Genomic DNA, 20,751 nt, shown 5'->3' with positions numbered 1-20,751 from the left:
CGGCGCCCGGACGACCTCACGTCCGGGCGCCGCCGTAGGCCGCGGCGATGTCCGGCGAGTCCGGCCACCAGTGGTAGGTCGGCGACTGCGGCCACCCGTCCGGCGAGTCCTGCCACACCTCCTGCCGGCCGTAGGGGAGCAGATCGACCAGCGGGAACGTGTAGGACAGCTGCTCGGTGCCGCGCCCGTCGGTGTGCCAGGTCCGGTACACGGTGTCCCGGCCGTCCGCGCCGTCGCGCAGGAAGACGTTGACCGCGAACCCGCCGTCCGGCGGCGCGCCGACGTCGGCGCCGAACGGGCTGTTCGCGGTGGAGTACCAGGTCATCGTGTTCCCGACCCGCTCGGCGTAGGCGAGCGCCTCGTCGATCGGCCCCTGGGTGACGACCACGAACCGGGCGTCGATGTTCGCGAGGAACTCCAGCCGGGTGAACTGCGAGGTGAAGCCGGTGCAGCCGCCGCACTGCCACTGCGCACCCGGGTGCCACATGTGGTGGTAGACGATCAGCTGGGAGCGGCCGTCGAAGACGTCGGCGAGCCGGACCGGGCCGTCCGCGCCGTCGAGCAGGTAGTCGGGCATCTGCACCATCGGCAGCCGGCGGCGCTGCGCGGCGATCGCGTCGAGCTCGCGGGTGGCGGCCTTCTCCCGCGCCCGCAGCGCGGCGAGCTCGCGCTGCCAGGTCTCGGCGTCGACGACGGGTGGCCGGGCGTTCGTGGTCATGGCGGGTCCCCTCGGTCGTGGGCTGTTCACCGGGTGGACCGCCGCCGCGGCGCGGACTCATCGGTCGGCGGCGCCGTGCGCGCCCGCCCGGCCTGCCGGTACCGGTGCACTCCCGGCACGTCGAGCCGCTCTGCGCGGCCCAGGTCGGTGAGCTCGTAGCTGACGGTCACCGGCACGGTCGCCGTCGCGGTGCGGGTGAGCAGGCCGTCGCGCACCAGCGAGCGCAGGGTCTGGATGAGCATCTTCGGGCTGACCCCGGCCTGATCGACGAGCTCGCTCCCGCCGGCATCGCCTACGTGCCGTTCTTCTCGCTGGGCGGGTTCATCCCGCTGCAGCCCTCGCTGCTCGCCGGCGTGGCGGCCCGCCGGGGCGTCGGCCCGATGGCGGTCGCGCTGGCCTGGCTGCTGCAGCGCTCGCCGAACATTCTGCTGAGCCCCGGCACGTCGTCGGTGGCGCACCTGCGGGAGAACGCCGCCGCCGGGACCGTGCTGACCGGGCAGGACCTGGCCGAGCTGGACCGGATCGGCACCGGGCCGTGACCGCCCGGCCCGGCCCGGCTCAGGCGGGTGCGCCGTCCCGGAGCCGGCGCTTGAGGATCTTGCCCTGCGGATCGACCGGCAGCTCCTCGACCAGGTGCACCGCCTTGGGCACCTTGTAGACGGCCAGCCGCTCCCGGCAGTGCGCGATCAGCTCGTCGGGCTCCAGCTCCCGGCCGGGCTGCACGACGACGAACGCGGTCACCGCCTCCGACCAGTACGGGTCCGGCATCCCGACGACCGCCGCCCTGGCGACCGCCGGGTGCTCGTGGACCACCCGCTCGACCTCCTGGCTGGACACGTTCATCCCACCCGACTTGATCATGTCCTTGAGCCGGTCGTGGAAGAACAGGTTCCCCTCGGCGTCGATCCGGACCATGTCCCCGGTGCGCACCCAGCCGTCCCGGAACACCTCGGCGGTGCGTTCCGGATCGTCGAGGTAGCCGAGCATCGCCGAGGGGGTCCGGCAGATCAGCTCGCCGACCTCGGCGTCCCGGTCCTCGGCGTCGACCACCCGGATCTCCAGGTGGGTGACCGGCTTCCCGATCCAGGTCGGGTCGCCGCCGGGCACGTCGTCGAGCGTGCGGAAGAAGCCGACGGTGCCCAGCTGGGAGAGCTCGGACTGGCCCCAGTAGGTGCCCCACAGCACCTCCGGCGCCACGGCGGACCAGGCCTCGATGACGTGCGGCGGGATCTGCCCGCCGTAGGTCATGCAGCGGCGGACCTGTCCGACCGACTCCGGGCCGAACCCGTCCTGCCCGGCCAGCGCGATGTAGAAGGTCGGCGTCTGGGCGATCACGGTGACCCGTTCCCGGCCGATGATGCCGACCGCGGTCGCCGGGTCCGCCGTGGCGGGCAGCACCAGGGTGGCGCCCATCAGGGTGAGGCTGGTCATCGAGCCGAGCCCGGCGATCGTGTGGAAGGGCATCACGAACAGCCAGGTGTCGTCGGGCCCGGTCGCCAGCCCCCAGCCCCACGCCGGGGCGGTGGACGCGAGGTAGTTGCGGTGCGGGATGAGCACGCCCTTCGGCGCGGCCTCGGTGCCGGAGGTGTAGACGACCAGCGCGACGTCGTTCTCGTCGAGATCGGCCACCGGCTCGTCGGTGGGCCGGGCGGCGAGCAGCCGGTCGAGCTCCGGCCCGTAGCCGAGCTGCCCGGCGCCGTCGGGGAGCACGGCGGCGACCGGCCCGGCGAACGCCTCGTCGGTGAGCACCAGCCGGGCCCGGCTGTGCCGCAGCTGATGGCCGATCTCGGCCTCCCGGTACAGCGGGTTGACGCCGGTGAACGCCGCGCCGATCTTCAGCGCGCCGTAGTAGGCCGCGACGACCTCCACGCTGTTGCGCGCCATCGACGCGATCCGGTCGCCGTGCCCGATGCCGCGCGAGGTGAACAGGTGCGCGTACCGGTTGGCGCGCTCGTCGAGCTGCGCGTAGGTCGTCTCGGTGCGGGTACCGTCGACCGCGTAGGCGACGAACGCGACCTTGTCCGGCCGGGTCCTGGCGTGCCGGCGCAGCTGGTCGCCGATGGTCGCGCGACCCAGCAGGGTGCGGTGGTGCGGGGCGAGATCGGCCACGGGGGAGTCCTTCGGGCTGGTGCGGTCGGGCGGGCGGTCAGACGGCCGAGGCCGCGAAGAACGGCCTGCCGTAGGTCTCGGCCGAGACCGTGTCCTCCACCGCGGACCGGGTCAGCCTGCTCGGGAAGCCCTTGGCCGGGTAGCCGATCGCGACGTGCGCGGCGGTGAGCACCCCGTCCGGGACCTCCAGCAGCTCGCGCACCTTCTCCTCGTGGTGGCAGAGCAGCGTGGTGACGGCCGAGCCGACACCCTGGTCGCGCAGCGCCAGGCAGAGGTTCTGCACAGTCGGGTAGATCGAGGCGCCGCCGACCACGGAGAGCCGGTCGAGCTCCAGGTCGGTCGGGTGCAGGCCGTCGATCTCGGCGCAGACGACGACGATCGCCGGCACCCTCGCCAGGTTCTCCGCGAAGTGGTCGGCGTCCCGCACGGTCTTCGGCAGCGCGCCGACGTTGACCGTGCCGTCCCCGATGGCACCGAGATAGGCCTTCCACATCGGCAGGTACAGGTCCGCGAGCGCCTGCTTGCGCGCGGCGTCGCGCACCACCACCCAGCGCACCGGCTGGCGGTTGCCGCCCTGCGGGCCGAACCGCGCGACCTCGAACGCCCGGTGCAGCACCTCGTCCGGAACCGGCTGGTCGGTGAAGTACCGGCAGGTACCCACGGTCCGCATGGCCTCGGTCAGCTCCATCGCCAACTCCTACCTATCCACAGTTAGGTTTCTGGCGGCGATACTGCTGCGACTCCCCGGGGGTGTCAAGAGCCCAGATGACGGCAGGACTGGGCACTGGACGCCGGAGGCGGGGCGACCTAACCTATCCGCTGTTAGATTTAAGTTGACCGTAGGGGAGCGCATGTCCGCGACCACCGGCGCCGAGCTCGCCCGCGCGCTCGAGCACGCCAACCTGCCCTCGCTGCTTCCGGTGCTCGTGCAGCTCACCGGGGACCGCCGGTGGCTGGCCGAGCCCTACCGGCCCACCCGCAGCCGGGGGATGGACGACAACGACTCCGGCGGCTTCGCCCCCGAGGTGGCCGCCGAGATCCGGCAGGCGGTGCTCGACGCCGTCCTCGCGCACGAGCAGGGCACCCCGGTCGCGATCCCGGCCCCCACCGGCGAGCTGATGCGGGAGCTGCTGAGCCTGGCCAACGGGGAGCCGGCGACGCCCGACTACGCCGAGATGCTCGCCGAGGACCTCGGCTTCACCCGGCCCCCGGCCCTCCCGATCGGGCCGACCGGCATCACCGCGGTGATCATCGGGGCCGGCGTGTCCGGCATGCTGGCCGCGATCCGGCTGCGCGAGGCGGGCGTCGAGCACGTCGTGCTGGAGAAGAACGCCGAGGTCGGCGGCGGTTGGTGGGAGAACACCTATCCCGGAGCGGGCGTCGACACGCCCAGCCACCTCTACTCCTACTCCTTCGCGCCGAGGGACTGGAGCACCCACTTCGGCAAGCGCGACGAGGTCGAGGAGTACCTGCGCGGGATCGCCGACGCCTACGACCTGCGCCGGGTGATCCGGTTCGGCACCGAGGTCGTCGCCGCCGACTACGACGAACGGGACGCGACCTGGACGGTGCGCACCGCCGACGGCGACACCGTCACCGCGTCCGTGCTGATCAGCGCCACCGGGGCGCTGAACCGGCCCCGGGTGCCGGAGATCCCCGGCCTGGACACCTTCACCGGGCCGATCTTCCACACCGCCCGGTGGCCGTCCGGCCTGGACCTGACCGGCCGCCGGGTCGCCGTCGTCGGGGCCGGTGCCAGCGCCATGCAGGTCGTCCCGGCGATCGCGGACACGGCCGGAGCGCTGACCGTCTACCAGCGCTCGCCGCAGTGGATCGCGCCCAGCGACGTCTACTTCGAGCGCATCGACGAGGCCGTGCACCTGCTGATGAACCGGGTCCCGTACTACCGGGGCTGGTACCGGGCCCGGCTGGCGTGGAACGTCAACGACCGGGTCCACCCGAGCCTGCAGGTCGACCCGGACTGGGAGCACCCGGACCGCTCGGTCAACGCCGTCAACGACGCGCACCGCCGCGTCTTCACCCGCTACCTGGAGTCCGAGCTGGCCGGCCGGCCGGACCTGGTGGCGAAGTCGCTGCCCGACTACCCGCCGTTCGGCAAGCGGATGCTGCTGGACAACGGCTGGTACCGCACGCTGCGCCGGGACGACGTGGAGCTGGTCGCCGAGGGGGTCGCCGAGATCACCCCGACCGGCCTGGTCGGCGACGGCGGCACGGTGACCGGGGCCGACGTGATCGTCCTGGCCACCGGCTTCCACACGCACCGCTTCCTGTGGCCGATCGAGATCCGGGGCCGGGCCGGGGTGCGGCTGGCCGACGTCTGGGGACCGCAGGATGCGCACGCGCACCTCGGGATCACCGTGCCCGGCTTCCCCAACCTGTTCCTCACCTGCGGCCCGGGCACCGCACTCGGCCACGGCGGCAGCTTCATCACCGTCGCGGAGTGCCAGGTCCGCTACATCGTCGACCTGCTGCGCCGGATGGTCCGCGACGACCTGCGGGCCGTCGAGGTGCGGGCCGAGGTGGAGCGCGAGTACACCCGCCGGCACGACGAGGCGCACGCCCGCATGCTGTGGACCCATCCCGGGATGACCAACTGGTACCGCAACGCCGCCGGCCGGATCGTCTCGACGATGCCCTGGCAGGTCGTCGACTACTGGCGGATGACGCACGAGGCCGATCTCGCGGACTTCCACGTCGAGCGCGCCGCGCCGGCCGTCGCCCGATGACCGGCCTTCCGGCGCCGTCGCCGCGGTCGCCCGCCACACTGGGCCCCGTGCAGGAACCGGCCGGCCGCAGGAAGCCCACCGCCCAGCGGCGGACCGAGATCGTCAGCGCCGCGGCCCGGATCTTCGCCGACCAGGGCTACGCCGCCGTCGGGATGCGCGACATCGCCACCACCATCGGGATCCGCAGCGCCAGCCTGTACCACCACTTCTCCTCCAAGGAGGAGATCCTCTACGCGATCTGCCTGACGGTGACCCGGGAACCGGTCGAGCAGAACCTGCCGTTGCTCGACGCCGCCGGGACTCCCACCGAGCGGCTGACCGCGCTCGTCCGGGCGCACGTCCGGCACCTGCTGCACCGGCACGTCGAGTACCTGGTCGGGCTGCACGAGCGGCCGGCGCTCACCGCCGAGCACCGCGCGGACATCGACGGCTACCTGCACTACTACCACCGCCGGGTGCGCGACGTGCTCGCCGCCGGGATGCGCAGCGGCGAGTTCCGGGAGCTCAACCCCACCCTGGCCGCGCTGGGCATCCTCGACATGCTCAACGGCGTCAGCGGCTGGATCAGGGGCAGCGCCGACGAGGACACCGACGACGTCGTCGCCACCTACACCACCCTGCTGTTCGCCGGACTGCATCCCTGACCCGCGGTTACGCCCTGGGCGAAGCTGCCGTCGGCAGAACCGCGACCATCGGGCGACCGCGCCCGGCACGGTGGGTCCATGACCGACACCCCACTGTTCGACGAGCGGGCCCGCCGTGACCTGTTCGACCAGCGCGTCCTCGTGCTCGACGGCCCGCTGGACGACGACAACGGCACCCTGCTCGCCACCCAGCTGATCACGCTCGCCGCGACCGGCCCGGACAGCGACGTCGCGCTGTGGATCCATTCGCCGGGCGGTTCGGTCCCGGCGATGCTGGCGCTGCGCGACGTCATCCGGCTGGTCCCGTGCGACGTGTCCACGCTGGTCCTCGGGATCGCCTACAGCGCCGGGCAGTTCCTGCTGTCCTCGGGCACCCCCGGCAAGCGGCGCGCGCTGCCGCACTCCCGGGTCCTGATGCACCAGGGCTCGGCCGGGATCGGCGGCACCGCGGTGGACATCGAGCTGCAGGCCGACGACCTGCGGCACACCCGGGACACCGTGCTCGGGCTGATCGCCCGGGACACCGGCCAGCCGATCGAGCGGATCTTCACCGACTCGCTGCACGACCGCTGGTACTCCGCCACCGAGGCGCTCGAGTACGGCTTCGTCGACGCCGTGGTCTCCCGGTTCGACGAGATCGCGCCGCGCCGCAGCTCGCTGCCCGCCGGCTTCGGGGCCGTCCGGTGAGCAGCTACACCATTCCGAACGTGATCGCCCAGAACCCGCGCGGCGAGCGGATCATGGACGTCTACTCGCACCTGCTCACCGAGCGGGTGGTCTACCTGGGCACCGGCATCGACTCCGGGGTGGCGAACGCGCTGATCGCCCAGCTGCTCTACCTGGAGGCCGACGACCCGGAGCGGGACATCCAGCTCTACGTCAACTGCGACAGCGGCGACCCGAGCGCGATGCTCGCGATCTACGACACCATGCGGCACATCCGCCCGGCGGTCGCCACCACCTGCGTCGGGCAGGCGGTCGCGGTCGGCGCGGTGCTGCTCGCCGCGGGCGCGGAGGGCAAGCGCGCCGCGCTGCCGCACGCGCGGGTGATCCTGCACCAGCCCGCCGCGCAGGGCCGCGGCACGATCCCGGACCTGATCCTGCAGGCCGACGAGCTCGTCCGGATCCGGGCCGACATCGAGTCGATCCTGTCGCGGCACACCGGGCAGAGCGTCGGGACACTGCGTGCCGACACCGACCACGACCGGATCTTCACCGCGGCCGCGGCGCGCGACTACGGGCTGCTCGACACCGTCCTGGCGGACCGGTGAGCCCAGCCCTCACGCCGCCAGTGCGTACGCCGCCCGGCAGGTCGGCCCGCGCAGCGTCCCGGCGACGGCGCGGGTCAGCTCGGCCAGCGTCAGCTCCAGCGCCCCGGCCACCGCCGCGATCATCTCGCTGGAGGGCTCCTTGCGCCCGCGCTCGATCTCGGAGAGGTACTGCGGCGAGATCCCGGCCCGCCGCGCGGTCTCCTCCAGCGTGTCGCCGCGCCGGCGGCGCGCCGCCCGGAGCTGGTCGCCGAGCAGGTGCCGCCACAGCGGTTCGGGGGTCGGCCGGGGTTCCATGGGGGGAGCCTAGGTGCGGCCGGGCGGAGTGTCGCGGCCGTTCCGCTCAGAGCGGACGGGTGATCGCGGGACGGTGGGGGATCGGTGCCGCACACGGCACCGATCCTCCACCGGGTGGCGATCACCCGGTGAGGTCCTCCGACGGTGGCGGCGCCAGCTCCGCGTCCAGGTCGTCGGTGACCCGGGTCAGGGTGTCGACGTGGTGGGCCGGCCACACCATGAACTGGGTGTCGGCCGACCGGGTGTCCATGCCCATCGCCCGGGACACCCGGTCCAGCTTGTACAGCGTCGTGTTCCGGTGCAGCCCGAGCCGCCGGGCTGCCGGGCTGCCGGGTTCAGGTTCCCGGACTCGGCGATGTAGGCGAGCACGACGTTCTCCAGGCTGCCCTGGTGCCCCGCGGCGCGGCGCAGCGGGGCGAGCACCTCCTCGGCGAACCGGCGGCCGTTCGCCGAGTCGGCCAGGTCCCGCAGCGCGACGAAGATCCGCAGGTCCTCGTAACCGACGACCGGGGGCACGTCGACCCGGCGGCTCAGCGACAGCGCGGTGCGCGCCGGGCCGGCTCCTGACCGGCCCGCCGAGCCGTCCGGCGCCCGCGCCGGGTCAGCCCACGTGCTCGATCAGCCGCTGCCGGGCCAGCCGCTCCACCATCTCGGGCAGCGCGGGCGCGGGGACGGAGTCGAGATCGTCGCGGGAGCCCCGCACGACGCTCTCGACGAGCGGGGCGGGCAGCCGGTGACCGGCGAACTCGGCGGTGAGCCGGTGGACGGCGTCGCGGACGGAGGGGTCGTCGGGTCGGAGCAGTGAGGCGTGCACGGTCGTGATCGATTCGTCGGAGGTCGGTGCCCGGTAGCGCCGTCCGGTCGTGCGGACGGCGCCGGGCGGGTCGCGGGCGGCGCCCGGCATCAGGGCCGGATGGATGACGGCCCGTGCGATCACCGACCACGGTAGGTGCTGTGGCGACTCCCGTCGACCGGATAATCCGGGCTGCACAACGATCCGGCACCGCTGCGCCCCGGCACCGCCGATCGTTGCGTCTCACCCGCCCGTTCACGTCCGGATCTTGCACCGCCCGCGGCCCGGGCGCTGCACTGGTTCCGGCGGTCCCGACCCCGGACCGCTGCTGCCGCCGTCCCGTGGAGATCCCATGAGCCTGCCCGACGTCCTTCCGGCCCCCCGGCCCGCCGACGCCGACGAGCTGGCCCGGGCCCGACTGGCCGCCCGGGCGTGATCACCGGTCGTCCAGGCGCACCTCGCCGTCCGGTTCCACCCCGCCCACCCCGGGCAGCCCGGCCAGGTCCGGCGGGTGCTCGTCGTCGCAGGTCCCGACGACCACGCCGACCGCGTGCAGCACCTTCTCCACCTGCAGTCCCGCCGCCGCGCAGGCGGCGGCCACGTCGTCCGGCTCGTGCCCGGGGGCGACCGAGACCAGCACCCGGGTCATCTCAGCCACCCACCGCGCGGACCAGTCCCGCGCCGACGTCGCCCGAGGGTAGCGGGAGCCGCTGCGCGGCCTGGGTGAGCCCGGTCCACAGGTCCCGGCCGCGGGCCCCGGTGCGCTGGGACAGCAGCGCGGCGATCCCGGACACGTGCGGGGTGGCCATCGACGTCCCGGAGATCGTGTCGTTGCGCTGCGGCATCGGCCAGGACGAGTAGACATCCACCCCCGGGCCCGCGATGTCGACCTGCCCGCCGTCGACCGCCGAGCTCGCCGCGGAGAAGTCGGCGATCGCGAGCGCGGCGTCCACCGCGCCGACCGCCATGATCGACGGGCTGTTCGCCGGGACGCCGACGAATCCGACGTTCCCGGCCGAGCGCTCGGCGTTGTTCCCGGCCGCGGCGATGATCAGCACCCCGGAGTCGAGCGCCCGCCGGCCCGCGTTCTCGTAGGCGGCGGACACCTCGTCGAGGTCAGCGCCGAGCGACAGCGACACGATCTGCGCGCCGCTGGTGATCGCCCACTCGATGCCCTCGAGGATCCCGGCGTCGGTGCCGGACCCGTCGTCGCCGAGCACCTTCCCGACCAGGATCCGGGCCTCGTGGGCGACGCCGTAGCGGCGGCCCGAGCCCGGGGCGAGCGGGCCGCAGGCGGTGCCGACGCAGTGCGTGCCGTGCCCCTGGGCGTCCTGCACCTGCTGCCCGTCGACGAACGAGCGGGACTCGATGTCGCGGCCCGCGATGTCCGGATGGCCGAGATCGAGACCGGTGTCCAGCACGGCCACGCCGATCCCGGCGCCGGTTTCGGTCGCCGCGTCGACGCCGGTGGCCTGCAGCCCCCAGGTCAGCTGGTCGGTGTCGGCGAACTGCGCCGGCGCGGGCGCCCCGGCGGTCTCGCCGGCGGCCGCCCGGTCGCGCAGGAAGGTGGCGGCGTCGGCGAAGCCCCGCAGGTACTCGGCGGACACGCCGGGTCCGGTACCCAGCGCGCGCTGCACCCGCTCCGGTTCGACGGCGACCAGCCGCGGGTCCGCGCGGGCGGTCCGCAGCCGCTCCGGGTCGAGCTCGGCGACCGCGACCCCGAGCCGGGCCAGCAGGACCGGATGGCCGCCGGCCGGGGAGTCCCGGCTGCTGGTGACGTCGGCCAGCCCGGTCAGCTCCTGCACGCAGGTCCGGGCCGCCGCGTCGTCGTCACCCAGCAGGTCGTCCCCGAGCACCAGCAGGTAGCGGCCGGTGAGGGTGCCCCCTGGCCGGGCCGGACCGGTCGGGCGGGGTTCGGTCATGTCGCCTCCGATGATCCACGTGCGGTCACTCATCGTGCCGCAACGGTCCACTGCGGGCATCCGCGACGGGACCGTCGGTCCCCCGCCGTGGGGCCGGACGGCCCGGGCGCGGACCGGCCGCGCGGTGCCATCCTGGGGACCGGGCGGACCGGACCCGACCGGCGGCCGGGGGAGGAGCGCGAGCATGGCAGCACAGCAGACCGGGCCGGTCGTGGTCGGTGTCGACGGGTCGGAGTCCGCGCTCGACGCGGTCCGCTGGGCGGCCGCCGAGGCCGCGTCCCGGAACGTCCCGCTGCGCCTGGTCGCGGTGTTCACCCCACTGCCGGCCGCACCGCGGCACGACATGGGCCTGACCGCCGCCTACAGGGACCAGGTGGTGACGTCGCAGCGGGGAACCCTGGAGGTGGCCGCCGAGGTGGCCGCCGGCGCGGCGCCGGGCGTCGAAATCGGCACCGAGCTGCGCACCGGCTATCCCGGGCAGGTGCTCACCGACGAGTCCCGCTCGGCGGTGCTCACCGTGGTGGGCAGCCGCGGGCTGGGCGGGTTCACCGGGCTGCTGGTCGGCTCGGTCGCGGTCACGCTGGCCGCGCACGGCGAGTCGCCGGTGCTGGTGGTGCGCGGCGACCGGGCGCCGGACTCCGGCCTGCCGGTGCTGCTCGGCGTCGACGGGTCGCCGGCCGGCGAGGCCGCCGTCGGGATCGCGTTCGAGGAGGCGTCCCGGCGCGCGGTCCGGCTGCGCGCGCTGCACGCCTGGTCCGACGTCGTCGTCGATCCGGCGGTCGCCGTCCTGGTCGACCACCAGGCGTGGGAGACCGAGGAGCGGGCGCTGCTCGCCGAGCGGCTGGCCGGATGGTCCGGCAAGTACCCCGACGTCGAGGTGGACCGTGTCGTCGTCCAGGACCGGCCCGCGCACGCGCTGGTCCAGGGCTCGGCGGACGCCGGCCTGGTCGTCGTCGGGTCGCGCGGGCGGGGCGGGCTCGCCGGGCTGGTGCTCGGCTCGGTCGGGCAGGCCGTGCTGCGGCACGCGCAGTGCCCGGTGCTGGTCGTCCGCGGCTGAACCCGGCTAGCCGTCGAGCTCCGCGAGCAGGGCGTCGGCCACCGCGTAGAGCTTCGTGTTGGTCTCGTGCGAGATCGTCCGGAGCAGGCCGAACGCCTCGTCCGCGGTGCACCGGCGCTGCGCCATCAGCATGCCCTTGGCCTGCTCGATGCTGGTGTGCCGGTCGAACCGGGCGCGCAGCACGGCGTTCTCGGCGTCCAGCGCGCGGGCCAGCGCCACGGCGCCGCTGCCGTCCCCGGCACCGCCGGTCAGCAGGCCCGTCACGTTCTCGACGTGGTGCAGTATCCCGATCACCTGCCCGTCCGGGCAGCGCAGCGGCGAGTTCACCGGCAGCCACACCCGTTCGACGAAGCCGGTCGTCCCGGACGGGCCGGGCACGTCGTAGCGCTGCACCGGCATCGGGTCGCGACGGCCGTGGCGCAGCACGCGTTCCAGCGAGGCCGTCAGGTTCGCGACGCCGTCGGCCCCCGGCAGGTCCGGGTTGTCCGGGAACGCCTCGAACATGAGCTGCTCGGTGAGCTCGCCGGGCGCGCGCAGCGTCGCGTCGCAGTACGCCGGGTTCGCGGCGACGATGCACAGGTCGCGATCGAGGATCAGGTAGGCCGAGCGGGTCGCCCGGAAGGCGGGGTCGTCGCGGCATCCGTGCAGGACCCGGCGACCCGAGACTCCGGTCGACATCTCTGACCTCCGCCGGCCGGGACGGCGCAGGTCGGGGGTACCGCCCGGCGCGGCCCGCGGCACCTCGTACGTGCGCGAAACCGTCCTCCGACGGAGGACGCCGGGCCGGCTGCTCGACCCATCGACCATGTCCGCCAACCGATCGGGCGGCGGGCACCGGGAAAGATTAGGACACCCGCTCCGTCCGTGGCACGGCGGGACGCCCGTTGCGCCGGAGGGCGTACCCACGTTGCTCCGTACGGAATGCCCGGAACATCCGGTGTCCCGCCGCGGCGGCGGTAATCTCGCGGTGACCGACCTCACCGGACACCACGTCGCCAGGAGCACCGATGCTCGGACTGATGCAGGACCGCCCGCTCACGCTGCCGCACATCTTCCATCGCGCGGAGCAGTACTTCGGGCACAAGGAACTGATCACCGCGACCCCCGCGGGTACGACGGAGACGACCACGATCGCCGACTGGGCCGTCCGGGTCCGGCGGCTGGCGACCGTGCTCGACACGCTCGGGATCTCGCCGGACGGCCGGGTCGGCACGTTCTGCTGGAACAGCGCCCGGCACCTGGAGCTCTACCTGGCGGTGCCGTGCACCGGCCGGGTGCTGCACACGCTGAACCTGCGCCTGTTCCCCGACCAGCTGGTGTACGTGGCGAACCACGCCGGCGACGAGGTCGTGTTCGTCGAGCGGTCGCTGCTGGGCCTGTTCTGGCCGCACGTCGACCGGCTGGAGACGGTCCGGCACATCGTCGTCATCGACGACGGCGCGGGTCCCGAGATCCCGGACGACCCCCGGGTGTCGGACTACGAGCAGCTGCTGGCCGCCGCGTCCCCGGCGACCGGCCGGTTCACCGTCGACGACGAGAACACCGCCGCCGCCATGTGCTACACCTCCGGCACCACCGGCAACCCCAAGGGCGTCGTCTACTCGCACCGCTCCACGCTGCTGCACTCGCTGGCGACGCTGTTCGCCGACGGCGTCGGGCTCCGCGAGCGCGACGTGGTGCTGCCCGTCGTCCCGATGTTCCACGCCAACGCCTGGGGCCTGCCCTACGGCTGCCTGCTGGCCGGGTCGTCGCTGGTGCTGCCCGGGCCCGGGATGACCCCCGACGCGATCCTCGCCCTGGTCGCCGAGCACCGGGTGACCCTCGCGGCCGGCGTCCCGACGATCTGGATGGGCCTGCTGCCCAAGCTCGGCGAGTACGACGTGTCGTCGCTGCGCGCCATCCTGTGCGGCGGCTCGGCGGTGCCGAGGTCGCTGTCCGAGGGATTCCGCGAGGCGACCGGGCTGCCGCTGCTGCAGGGCTGGGGGATGACCGAGACCTCGCCGCTGGCGGCGCTCGGGGTGCTGCGCGCCGCGCACGACGAGCTGTCCGAGGACGAGCGGGCCGACGTCCGCGCACTGCAGGGCCCGGCCGTCCCGCTGGTGGAGCTGCGGATCGCCGACCCGGACACCGGCGAGGAGCAGCCGTGGGACGGCACGTCCACCGGTGAGGTGCAGGCCGCCGGGCCGTGGATCGCCCGGGAGTACTACCGCGGCGAGGGCGACGGTGGCCAGTTCACCGACGACGGCTGGCTGCGCACCGGGGACGTCGCGGTGGTCGACCGGCTCGGTTACGTCAAGCTGGTCGACCGCACGAAGGACCTGGTCAAGTCCGGCGGCGAGTGGATCAGCTCGGTGGAGCTGGAGAACGAGATCATGGCGCACCCGAAGGTCGCCGAGGCGGCGGTCATCGCCGTCCCGCACGAGAAGTGGGTGGAACGCCCGCTGGCTTGCGTCGTGGTGAAGGACGGCGAGCAGCTCACCGCGGACGAGCTGATCGACTTCCTGGCCCCGCGGGTCGCCAAGTGGTGGCTGCCGGACGCCGTCGAGTTCATCGACGAGGTGCCCAAGACCAGTGTCGGCAAGTTCTCCAAGAAGACGCTGCGGGACAAGTTCGGCGGGTACATCCTGCCGTCCTGACCTGGGGTCAGCTCCGCAGCAGCCTGCGGAGCAGCGGGGTCCGGCCGGTGGCCGGCCCCGCCTCCGTGGGCTCCCCTTCCCCTGCCGGTCCGGAGTCCGCCCGCTCGCCCTCCTGCGCATCGGCCGCGCCCGCTGCGGGATCCCCCGGCTCGGCGCCCGCCGCTGCGGGCACCGGTCCGGCCCCCGGCCGGTCCGCCGCCGTGCCGCCGGGCTCGCCCTGCCCGGGTGCGCGTTGTCCGGGGATCGCGGCCGCGCGGGATCCCCGCGCCGCCGGGATCGCCGCCGATCCAGTCGCCCCGGTGCCCTGCTCCGGGACCGCCGCCGGGCCGGGCGCGCCGGCGCCCTGCTCCGGGATCGTGCCGACCGGCAGCGGCGCCCCCTCCAGCACGTCCAGGCAGTGCGTGTCGCCGCAGGCGTCGCCGACGACGATCGTGCCGGCGACCGCGGCCACCGCGGTGAGCGGGGCGTCCAGCGGGGCCCGGCCGAGCAGCCCGGCACCGGCCAGGTCCCACAGCAGGACGCTGCCGCCGGAGCCCGCGGTGACGGCCCGGTGCCCGGCCAGCCCGGCCACCGCCCGCAGCAGCACCGGATCGGCCCGGAGCGTCGTCACGGTGGCCGCCCCGACCGTCCAGACGTGCACCCGGCCGTCGGCGTCGGCGGCGACCGCGTGGCAGCCGTCGTCGTCGAGCGCGACGCCGGCCAGCTGCGAGCCGGGCAGCGGCGCCTCCAGCAGCTCGCCGGACGCGGTGCGCCACACGACGAGGGCGGTGTCCGAACCGAGCAGGACGGTGCTGCCGCCCGGGGTGAGCGCGGCCCGGCGGACCGGTCCGGGCAGCCGGACCGAGCGGAACTCCCGGCCGGTGCGGGCGTCCGCGACGGCGACCCGGTCGGCGCCCTGGCCGCTGCCGCCGACCACGACGAGCGTGCCCCGCCCGGTCAGCACGGCGCCGTTCACCCCGACCGATCCGGCACGGACGCCGGTGGTCGCGTGCCGCTCGTCGATCCGGTGCGCGTTGCCGCCGGCGACCGTGAACAGCCGGCTGCCGCCGGTGTCCGACCAGACGTGCCCGGCGGCCGTCGAGCACCGCCAGCGCTCGTCGCCGGTGTGCCGGTCGCGGGCCAGGAGCACCCCGGCGTCCCGGGCGGCGGAGACGACCAGATCCCCGGTGACGGCGATCGCGCCGACCGCGGCCGGCAGGCCCGGCCGGCCCCCGCCGCCGTCGACGCCGGTGGTGTCCCACAACAGGATCCGGCCGTGGTCGTCGCCGGTCGCGGCGATCGTGCCGTCGGGGCTCAGCGCGGCCGCCCGCACCGCGGCACCGTGGCCGGTGAGTACCACCGGCGCGCCGCCGGGACGTCCTGCGGCCCCGGCGGCCGCCTCGGTGCCGTCGTCGGCGCTGCCACGGCCACCGGCACCGTCCGGGCTGCTGCTCCCGGTGCCACCCCGGACGCCGCCGGGGCCGTCGGCGCTGCTGTCACCCACGCTGCCGCCACCCGCCCTGGCGCCACTGGTCCGCCACAGCTCGACGGCGCCGTCCGCCCGGGCCACCAGCGCACTCCCGGTGCCCCCGGCGGCCGCCGTCGCGGCCGGGCCCCCGCCGAGCCGCTCCGGCCGCTCCGGCGCGCCCGCGTCGAGATGGAGCAGGTGCACCCCGCCGTCCTCGGTGGTGACCAGCAGCTCGGCGGGCCCGGTGCGGGCGAACCCGGTGACCGCGGCGTCGCCGTCCAGGCCGGTGAGCAGCGAACCGGTGGACACGTCCCAGACCCGCAGCGCACCGTCCGCGCCGCCGGAGACGACGGTGCCGGGCCCGCAGGCGGCGAGCGCCCGGACCGGCCCGGTGTGTCCCTCGGTGAGGGTCACCGGGCTGCCGCCGATGACGTCCCAGATCCGGACCGAGCCGTCCGCGGCTCCACCGGCCAGCCGGGTCGCCCCGCCGGCGGTGCTCGCGAAGACGAGCACTCCGAGGTCCGCGCCGGGGGCGGTGAGCATCCCGACCTCGGCGCCGTGCGCGGCGAGCACCCGGACGACGTCGCCCGCACCCGCGACCGCGACCAGCCCGCCGTCGTCGGACACCGCGAGCGCGCGGGCTCGGGGTGATCCCAGCGCGGGCCGGGGGCCGCAGGCCCCCGCGACCGGATCGGTCCCGGCGGCCAGACCGGTCGTCGGGTCCCAGGCCAGGACGGCCCCGGACGCGTCCACCGACAGGAGCCGACCGCCCGGTTCGAGCACCAGCCCGGTGACGGCGTCGCCGTGGCCGTCGAGGATCCGGCGCAGCGCCGCCGACGCCGGCCGGGTCCGCCACCGGGTCGCCAGAACCAGCAGGCCATGCGTCTCGATCCGGCGGCGGGCGGCCCCGGCCAGCGCGTTCTCGCCGGTGGCGACCGCACGGGCCAGCAGCTGCTGGGGGAGTGCCGCGGGCCGTCCGGCGAGATCGGGATCGCGCAGGTGGTGCGCCTCCAGGTCCAGGACCCGGCGCAGCGCCTCGGGCGTCACACCGTCGGGCGGGGTCAGCCCCCCGAGCCAACCGGACAGCGCGTCGCCGGTGGCGATGCGCCGTTCCAGGCCGTCCCAGAACGTCTCGACGGGCATGCGGTGGTCCTCCCCGGGGTCGCGGTCGGTTCCGTGTCGGCGCCCCGCGAGGCATCGTTAACGAGGAAGGGGGTGTCACGGCGCGACCGGCGGTGACCGGTCGAGGGCACTCGGTGACCGGCGGTCCGTTGCGCCACGGCCGGTGACTGTCGGGGGTCCGGGCTACCGTCCGGCTCATGGCCCGTACCTCTCGCGTCCCCGCGCTCCGTCCCCCCGCCCCGGGCGCACTCGCCGGGGCCTGGCTCGCGATCGCCGAGATCGCGGTCACCGCACCCGTGGTGATCGCGCACCGTACGGCGCGGCTGGTCACCGGCGGGGGGCCACCCGGGCCGCAGGAGCGGCGCGAGCTGACCCGCATGTGGGCCGAGAAGGTCGACGCCTTCACCCGGGCCGCGGTCGTCGCCGGGACGTCGGTCCCCGGGCCGGCCACGGCGGCCCGCGTGCTGGCGCCGATCCGCACCCGGGTGCGGGGCAATGCCCGGCGGCTCGGCCGGGCGGGCCCGGGCGTCAGGTCGCGGCGAGCTTCGCCCGCTCCGCCCGCTCGGTCGAGGCGTTGAGCACCTGGACCTGGTCGCCGACCTGCAGGTCGGCGTAGAACGCGCGGGCCTGGTTGAGGACGAGCTTCACGCAGCCCGCCGACGCCCGGTCCCGGTCACCGCCGTGGAAGGCGATGCCGCCGTCGGCGAAGAACACCGACCACGGCATCGGTGCCGGGCGCCGTCGGGGGACTCGAACTCGCCGCTGCGGTGGTCGGCCTCCTTGCGGTACACCCGGAACGAGTGCCCGCCTCCCTCCGTCATGGTCCCCGGACGGGTTCAACGCGCGACGCGGCCCTCCGTCACGGAGGAGACGGTGCGGCGGCCGGTCCGCGCCGGTTCACGGACGGGTGGTGCCGGGGCCGGTCACGGTGACCGGGTCGCCGGTGGCGATCGTCCCCGACGTCAGGATCCGGCAGACCGCACCGCCCCGGTCGTGCAGCGCACGCCGCGCGCCCGGCCCGACCGCGGTCTCCATCACCCGGCACGGTGCGGCGCGCCGGACCACCTCCAGCACGACGCCGTCCGGTCCGCCCACGACGATCCGGCTGCCCGGCTCGGTCGGGACCGCGCCCCGGGCGAGGGTGATGTTGCGCCGGGTCCGGCCAGACCCGACCGGCGCGCCGAGCGTCCCGGCGGCCGCGTCGAGCTCGGTGCGGCTCTGCACGGTGACGTGCCGGTGCCGGGTCCCGAGGTAGCGGTCGCCGACGAGGCCCTGCCCGGCGCGCGCCTCGACCCGGTCGAGCGCGACCATCGGCGCACCCCGTTCGGGTGCGACGTGCACGGAGTCGACCCGCACCGGCCCGTCGTCGCTCACTCCACGGTCACCGACTTCGCCAGGTTGCGGGGCTTGTCGACGTCGCGGCCCAGCGCGACGGCGAGATGGCGGGCGAACAGCTGCAGCGGGACGGCGAGCAGGATCGGGGCCAGCTCCGGCTCGGTCCGTGGCACCCGCAGGACGTCGTCGGCGAGCCCGTCCGGGAGCTCCGCGTCGGTCACCGCGACGACCGGGCCGCCGCGCGCCCGGATCTGCTCGACCGTGCCGATGTTCTTGGCCAGCAGCTCGTCGTCGGGGATCAGGACGACACTCGGCATCTCCGGGGTGACCAGCGCAAGCGGGCCGTGCTTGAGCTCGGACGCCGGGTAGGCCTCGGCGTGGATGTAGGAGATCTCCTTGAGCTTCTGCGCGCCCTCGCGGGCGACCGGGCGGCAGCGGGTGCGACCGACGAAGAACATCGACGACGCGCCGGCGTGCCGCTTCGCGATCTCGGCGATCTCGGCGTCGCGTTCCAGGATCCCGGCGATCTGCCCGGGCAGCGCCTGCAGTCCCTGGACCAGCCGGCGGCCGTCGGCGACGGACAGGTCCCGCACCCGGCCGAGCAGCACGGCGAGCATCGCGAACGAGACGGCCATGTTCGTGACGGCCTTCGTCGAGGCGACCGACACCTCCGGCCCGGAGTGCAGGAAGATCCCGTTGCCGCACTCGCGGGCGATCGCCGATCCGATCACGTTCACCGCGCCGATCACCCGGCCGCCCTTGCGCCGCAGCTCCTGCACCGACGCGAGGGTGTCGGCCGTCTCGCCGGACTGGCTGACCGCGACGTAGAGACAGTCCGGGTCGACGACCGGGTTCCGGTACCGGAACTCGCCGGCCGGCTCGGCCGCCGCCGGGATCCGGGCGAGCTCCTCCACCAGCCCGGCGCCGATCTCGCCGGCGTAGTAGGCGGAGCCGCAGCCGAGGAACAGCACCCGGCGGACCCCGCGCAGGTCCCGCGGGTCCAGCTCGAGACCGCCGAGGCGGGTGGTGGCGAACCGGGTGTCGAGCCGCCCGGCCAGCGCCCGCCGGACCGCGTCGGGCTGCTCGGCGATCTCCTTGGCGAGGAAGTCCGGATGCCCGCCGAGTGCGTAGTCACCGGTGTCGGCGTCCACGGTGGTGGGGGCGATGCGGGTCGAGCCGTCGATGCCGTCGGCGCGGACGGTGACCAGCTCGCCGTCGTCGAGGAACACGACCTGCCGGGTGTGCCGCACGACGGCGGCCAGATCGGACGCGACGACCATCTCGCCGTCGCCGACGCCCAGCACGATCGGGCTCCCGTTGCGGGCGACGACCAGCTCGTCTGGTGCCCGGGCGTCGAGCACCACCAGGCCGTAGGTGCCCTCGACCTGGGTCAGGGCGGAGCGGACGGCCTCGGCGAGCGACCCGGCACCGGCGTCCAGGGCCTCCGCGACGAGATGCGGCAGCACCTCGCTGTCGGTGTCCGAGGCGAGCACGACGCCGCGGGCGGTCAGCGCGGTGCGCAGTACGTCGGCGTTCTCGATGATCCCGTTGTGCACCACGGCGATCCGCCCGGCCGTGTCGGTGTGCGGGTGGGCGTTGCGGTCGCTGGGCTCGCCGTGCGTGGCCCACCGGGTGTGCGCGATCCCGGTCCGGCCGCGCGGCGGGTTCTCGCCGACCATGTTCCGGAGGTCCTCCACCCGGCCCGCGGTGCGTCGCACCGTCACCTTCCGCCGGTGCACCAGCGCCAGACCCGCGGAGTCGTAACCCCGGTACTCCAGGCGCGCCAGCCCGTCCAGCAGGACGGGGGCGGCCTCCCGCAACCCGACGTAACCCACGATGCCGCACATGCGACGTCCTCCTCAGCCGTAGACGATCCTGCGCAGGCGACGCGCCGACACCTCGCCGGGTGCGACCACCCGGGCGCCGAGCTCGGCACCGATCCGGGGCCAGATCGCGTCGTTGTGCAGGCCGCGGGCCTGCAGCTCGCGGTGTCTGCGCCGGACGAACTGCTCGGTGGTCTCGGTGAAGTGCGCGACGACGTCGGCCACGACCCGGGCGGCGACCTCCTGCGGGAGACCGGTCGTCACGACGACGTGCCGCACGAGATCCGGATCCACGGACCGATACTGACCGCACGACGCGTGGAAGGCCAGGATTCTGCCCGGATCCAGGCAGGGATCGGGTTGAACAGCTCTGCCGCGGTCGTCGACCCGGGACCGTCGGCCCCCGGTCCGGGGTGGCGCCGCCGGCCCGGTGGTCGTCTCCGGCCGTCGCACCCCTTGTCTGTGTCGCATCGCCTGTGTCGCGTTGCCTGTGTCGCGTTGCCTGTGTCGCACCCTTGCTCGCCGCGGCCCACGGCCTGCTCCCGGCCGACCGGCCCGGACCGCTCCTGACGGCTCCTGACGGCACGGACATGGCCTCTGACCTGCGGCGACATCGAAAGGGGACCCCCCTGTTCACGGGCCCTGAGCGCTGCTGTAACTTTATCCAGGTCAGCGAGTGAGCCGGACAGAACGGGCCGCAGTGCCCGGTCAACAGGCCCCGTTGGTCAGATGGTCCCTCCGGTGGGTGTCCGAGTTTCTCGGGTGTTTATGGTGGTGGGGTCGAGGCGATCCGCCTTCGGATCCGGTTGTGAGGCCGGTGGTGTGGTGCGGGT

20 protein-coding genes and 3 pseudogenes are annotated in these 20,751 nt (G+C 74.7%); 8 read left to right on the top strand and 15 right to left on the bottom strand.

Annotated elements, in window-relative coordinates:
* Window positions 1-16 precede the first annotated feature (16 nt).
* Together ABZ881_RS23525 and ABZ881_RS23520 are read right to left on the bottom strand one after the other, a co-directional pair.
* Window positions 17-718: a DUF899 family protein gene (locus ABZ881_RS23525; RefSeq protein WP_358487677.1), complete on the bottom strand. Its 702-nt coding sequence runs from the start codon at window positions 716-718 to the stop codon at window positions 17-19.
* 125 nt (window positions 719-843) lie between these two features.
* A pseudogene (locus ABZ881_RS23520) lies at window positions 844-978 on the bottom strand (winged helix-turn-helix transcriptional regulator); the annotation flags it as partial.
* On the opposite strand from ABZ881_RS23520, the pseudogene ABZ881_RS23515 reads away from it, so the two are divergent.
* Window positions 979-1,257, top strand: a pseudogene (locus tag ABZ881_RS23515) (aldo/keto reductase); the annotation flags it as partial.
* Between the two features lie 19 nt (window positions 1,258-1,276).
* Here the strand turns inward: ABZ881_RS23515 and ABZ881_RS23510 are convergent.
* Window positions 1,277-2,827 carry a class I adenylate-forming enzyme family protein gene (locus ABZ881_RS23510; protein ID WP_358487675.1) on the bottom strand — a complete coding sequence of 517 codons (1,551 nt, stop codon included), beginning with the start codon at window positions 2,825-2,827 and terminating at the stop codon, window positions 1,277-1,279.
* Window positions 2,828-2,864: 37 nt separating this feature from the next.
* Complete coding sequence (locus tag ABZ881_RS23505) at window positions 2,865-3,515, bottom strand: nitroreductase family protein (RefSeq protein WP_358487674.1); 651 nt, start codon at window positions 3,513-3,515, stop codon at window positions 2,865-2,867.
* A 163-nt stretch (window positions 3,516-3,678) separates the two neighbouring features.
* Between ABZ881_RS23505 and ABZ881_RS23500 the strand changes: the two genes are divergently transcribed.
* The 4 genes from ABZ881_RS23500 to ABZ881_RS23485 all read left to right on the top strand — a co-directional run bounded on the left by ABZ881_RS23500 (window position 3,679) and on the right by ABZ881_RS23485 (window position 7,489).
* Window positions 3,679-5,574: an NAD(P)-binding domain-containing protein gene (locus ABZ881_RS23500; protein WP_358487673.1), complete on the top strand. Its 1,896-nt coding sequence runs from the start codon at window positions 3,679-3,681 to the stop codon at window positions 5,572-5,574.
* Between the two features lie 47 nt (window positions 5,575-5,621).
* On the top strand, window positions 5,622-6,218 hold the full coding sequence (locus ABZ881_RS23495) for a TetR/AcrR family transcriptional regulator (RefSeq protein ID WP_344025750.1): 597 nt from the start codon (window positions 5,622-5,624) through the stop codon (window positions 6,216-6,218).
* 78 nt (window positions 6,219-6,296) lie between these two features.
* On the top strand, window positions 6,297-6,905 hold the full coding sequence (locus ABZ881_RS23490; protein WP_344025748.1) for an ATP-dependent Clp protease proteolytic subunit: 609 nt from the start codon (window positions 6,297-6,299) through the stop codon (window positions 6,903-6,905).
* Window positions 6,902-7,489, top strand: coding sequence for an ATP-dependent Clp protease proteolytic subunit (locus ABZ881_RS23485; protein WP_358487672.1), 588 nt, complete (start codon window positions 6,902-6,904; stop codon window positions 7,487-7,489). The genes ABZ881_RS23490 and ABZ881_RS23485 overlap by 4 nt, the downstream gene beginning before the upstream one ends.
* A 9-nt stretch (window positions 7,490-7,498) precedes the next feature.
* Here ABZ881_RS23485 and ABZ881_RS23480 read toward each other — a convergent pair whose 3' ends face one another.
* The 5 genes and pseudogenes from ABZ881_RS23480 to ABZ881_RS23460 form a co-directional block, all read right to left on the bottom strand.
* Window positions 7,499-7,783, bottom strand: a complete 285-nt coding sequence (locus tag ABZ881_RS23480; RefSeq protein WP_344025743.1) for a helix-turn-helix transcriptional regulator — start codon at window positions 7,781-7,783, stop codon at window positions 7,499-7,501.
* A 121-nt stretch (window positions 7,784-7,904) separates the two neighbouring features.
* Window positions 7,905-8,093, bottom strand: a pseudogene (locus ABZ881_RS23475) (helix-turn-helix domain-containing protein); the annotation flags it as partial.
* Between the two features lie 291 nt (window positions 8,094-8,384).
* Entirely contained in the window at window positions 8,385-8,720 is a 336-nt protein-coding gene (locus ABZ881_RS23470) for a hypothetical protein (RefSeq protein ID WP_358487671.1), read from the bottom strand.
* Between the two features lie 292 nt (window positions 8,721-9,012).
* On the bottom strand, window positions 9,013-9,225 hold the full coding sequence (locus tag ABZ881_RS23465; protein ID WP_358487670.1) for a hypothetical protein: 213 nt from the start codon (window positions 9,223-9,225) through the stop codon (window positions 9,013-9,015).
* A gap of 1 nt (window position 9,226) precedes the next feature.
* Complete coding sequence (locus ABZ881_RS23460) at window positions 9,227-10,498, bottom strand: S8 family serine peptidase (RefSeq protein WP_358487668.1); 1,272 nt, start codon at window positions 10,496-10,498, stop codon at window positions 9,227-9,229.
* A gap of 184 nt (window positions 10,499-10,682) precedes the next feature.
* Between ABZ881_RS23460 and ABZ881_RS23455 the strand changes: the two genes are divergently transcribed.
* Entirely contained in the window at window positions 10,683-11,555 is an 873-nt protein-coding gene (locus ABZ881_RS23455) for a universal stress protein (protein ID WP_358487667.1), read from the top strand.
* Between the two features lie 6 nt (window positions 11,556-11,561).
* On the opposite strand, the gene ABZ881_RS23450 is transcribed toward ABZ881_RS23455, so the two are convergent.
* A complete protein-coding gene (locus ABZ881_RS23450) occupies window positions 11,562-12,233 on the bottom strand; it encodes an ANTAR domain-containing protein (RefSeq protein ID WP_344025710.1) in 672 nt (223 codons plus the stop codon).
* A 329-nt stretch (window positions 12,234-12,562) separates the two neighbouring features.
* On the opposite strand from ABZ881_RS23450, the gene ABZ881_RS23445 reads away from it, so the two are divergent.
* Complete coding sequence (locus tag ABZ881_RS23445; protein ID WP_358487666.1) at window positions 12,563-14,191, top strand: long-chain fatty acid--CoA ligase; 1,629 nt, start codon at window positions 12,563-12,565, stop codon at window positions 14,189-14,191.
* Between the two features lie 7 nt (window positions 14,192-14,198).
* Here the strand turns inward: ABZ881_RS23445 and ABZ881_RS23440 are convergent, their stop codons facing one another.
* Window positions 14,199-16,781 carry a hypothetical protein gene (locus ABZ881_RS23440; protein ID WP_358487665.1) on the bottom strand — a complete coding sequence of 861 codons (2,583 nt, stop codon included), beginning with the start codon at window positions 16,779-16,781 and terminating at the stop codon, window positions 14,199-14,201.
* Between the two features lie 176 nt (window positions 16,782-16,957).
* Here ABZ881_RS23440 and ABZ881_RS23435 point away from each other — a divergent pair, with 176 nt between their 5' ends.
* A complete protein-coding gene (locus ABZ881_RS23435; protein WP_358487663.1) occupies window positions 16,958-17,338 on the top strand; it encodes a hypothetical protein in 381 nt (126 codons plus the stop codon).
* Here the strand turns inward: ABZ881_RS23435 and ABZ881_RS23430 are convergent.
* The 4 genes from ABZ881_RS23430 to ABZ881_RS23415 are packed head-to-tail and all read right to left on the bottom strand — an operon-like array spanning window position 17,289 to window position 20,212.
* Window positions 17,289-17,600: a L,D-transpeptidase gene (locus ABZ881_RS23430; RefSeq protein WP_358487662.1), complete on the bottom strand. Its 312-nt coding sequence runs from the start codon at window positions 17,598-17,600 to the stop codon at window positions 17,289-17,291. The two genes, ABZ881_RS23435 and ABZ881_RS23430, sit on opposite strands and share 50 nt — an antisense overlap.
* Before the next feature lie 57 nt (window positions 17,601-17,657).
* Window positions 17,658-18,134, bottom strand: a complete 477-nt coding sequence (locus ABZ881_RS23425) for an MOSC domain-containing protein (protein ID WP_358487661.1) — start codon at window positions 18,132-18,134, stop codon at window positions 17,658-17,660.
* The gene (gene glmS / locus ABZ881_RS23420) at window positions 18,131-19,942 is read right to left on the bottom strand and encodes a glutamine--fructose-6-phosphate transaminase (isomerizing) (RefSeq protein ID WP_358487659.1); all 1,812 of its coding nucleotides are present in this window, start codon (window positions 19,940-19,942) and stop codon (window positions 18,131-18,133) included. The genes ABZ881_RS23425 and glmS overlap by 4 nt, the downstream gene beginning before the upstream one ends.
* Before the next feature lie 12 nt (window positions 19,943-19,954).
* On the bottom strand, window positions 19,955-20,212 hold the full coding sequence (locus ABZ881_RS23415; RefSeq protein ID WP_344025699.1) for a hypothetical protein: 258 nt from the start codon (window positions 20,210-20,212) through the stop codon (window positions 19,955-19,957).
* Between the last annotated feature and the right edge of the window lie 539 nt (window positions 20,213-20,751).

The sequence above is a fragment of the Pseudonocardia sp. NPDC046786 genome, from assembly GCF_040645415.1.
Classification (GTDB): Bacteria; Actinomycetota; Actinomycetes; order Mycobacteriales; family Pseudonocardiaceae; genus Pseudonocardia; species Pseudonocardia kongjuensis.
This window is presented reverse-complemented; position numbering and strand designations above follow the sequence as displayed.

Excerpts from the sequence above, each read along its gene's own strand:
- ABZ881_RS23525 (WP_358487677.1), bottom strand. The coding sequence starts at position 718 with ATGACCACGAACGCCCGGCCACCCGTCGTCGACGCCGAGACCTGGCAG.
- ABZ881_RS23505 (WP_358487674.1), bottom strand. The coding sequence starts at position 3,515 with ATGGAGCTGACCGAGGCCATGCGGACCGTGGGTACCTGCCGGTACTTC.
- ABZ881_RS23500 (WP_358487673.1), top strand. The coding sequence starts at position 3,679 with ATGTCCGCGACCACCGGCGCCGAGCTCGCCCGCGCGCTCGAGCACGCC.
- ABZ881_RS23490 (WP_344025748.1), top strand. The coding sequence starts at position 6,297 with ATGACCGACACCCCACTGTTCGACGAGCGGGCCCGCCGTGACCTGTTC.
- ABZ881_RS23480 (WP_344025743.1), bottom strand. The coding sequence starts at position 7,783 with ATGGAACCCCGGCCGACCCCCGAACCGCTGTGGCGGCACCTGCTCGGC.
- ABZ881_RS23465 (WP_358487670.1), bottom strand. The coding sequence starts at position 9,225 with ATGACCCGGGTGCTGGTCTCGGTCGCCCCCGGGCACGAGCCGGACGAC.
- ABZ881_RS23460 (WP_358487668.1), bottom strand. The coding sequence starts at position 10,498 with ATGACCGAACCCCGCCCGACCGGTCCGGCCCGGCCAGGGGGCACCCTC.
- ABZ881_RS23455 (WP_358487667.1), top strand. The coding sequence starts at position 10,683 with ATGGCAGCACAGCAGACCGGGCCGGTCGTGGTCGGTGTCGACGGGTCG.
- ABZ881_RS23450 (WP_344025710.1), bottom strand. The coding sequence starts at position 12,233 with ATGTCGACCGGAGTCTCGGGTCGCCGGGTCCTGCACGGATGCCGCGAC.
- ABZ881_RS23445 (WP_358487666.1), top strand. The coding sequence starts at position 12,563 with ATGCTCGGACTGATGCAGGACCGCCCGCTCACGCTGCCGCACATCTTC.
- ABZ881_RS23440 (WP_358487665.1), bottom strand. The coding sequence starts at position 16,781 with ATGCCCGTCGAGACGTTCTGGGACGGCCTGGAACGGCGCATCGCCACC.
- ABZ881_RS23435 (WP_358487663.1), top strand. The coding sequence starts at position 16,958 with ATGGCCCGTACCTCTCGCGTCCCCGCGCTCCGTCCCCCCGCCCCGGGC.
- glmS (WP_358487659.1), bottom strand. The coding sequence starts at position 19,942 with ATGTGCGGCATCGTGGGTTACGTCGGGTTGCGGGAGGCCGCCCCCGTC.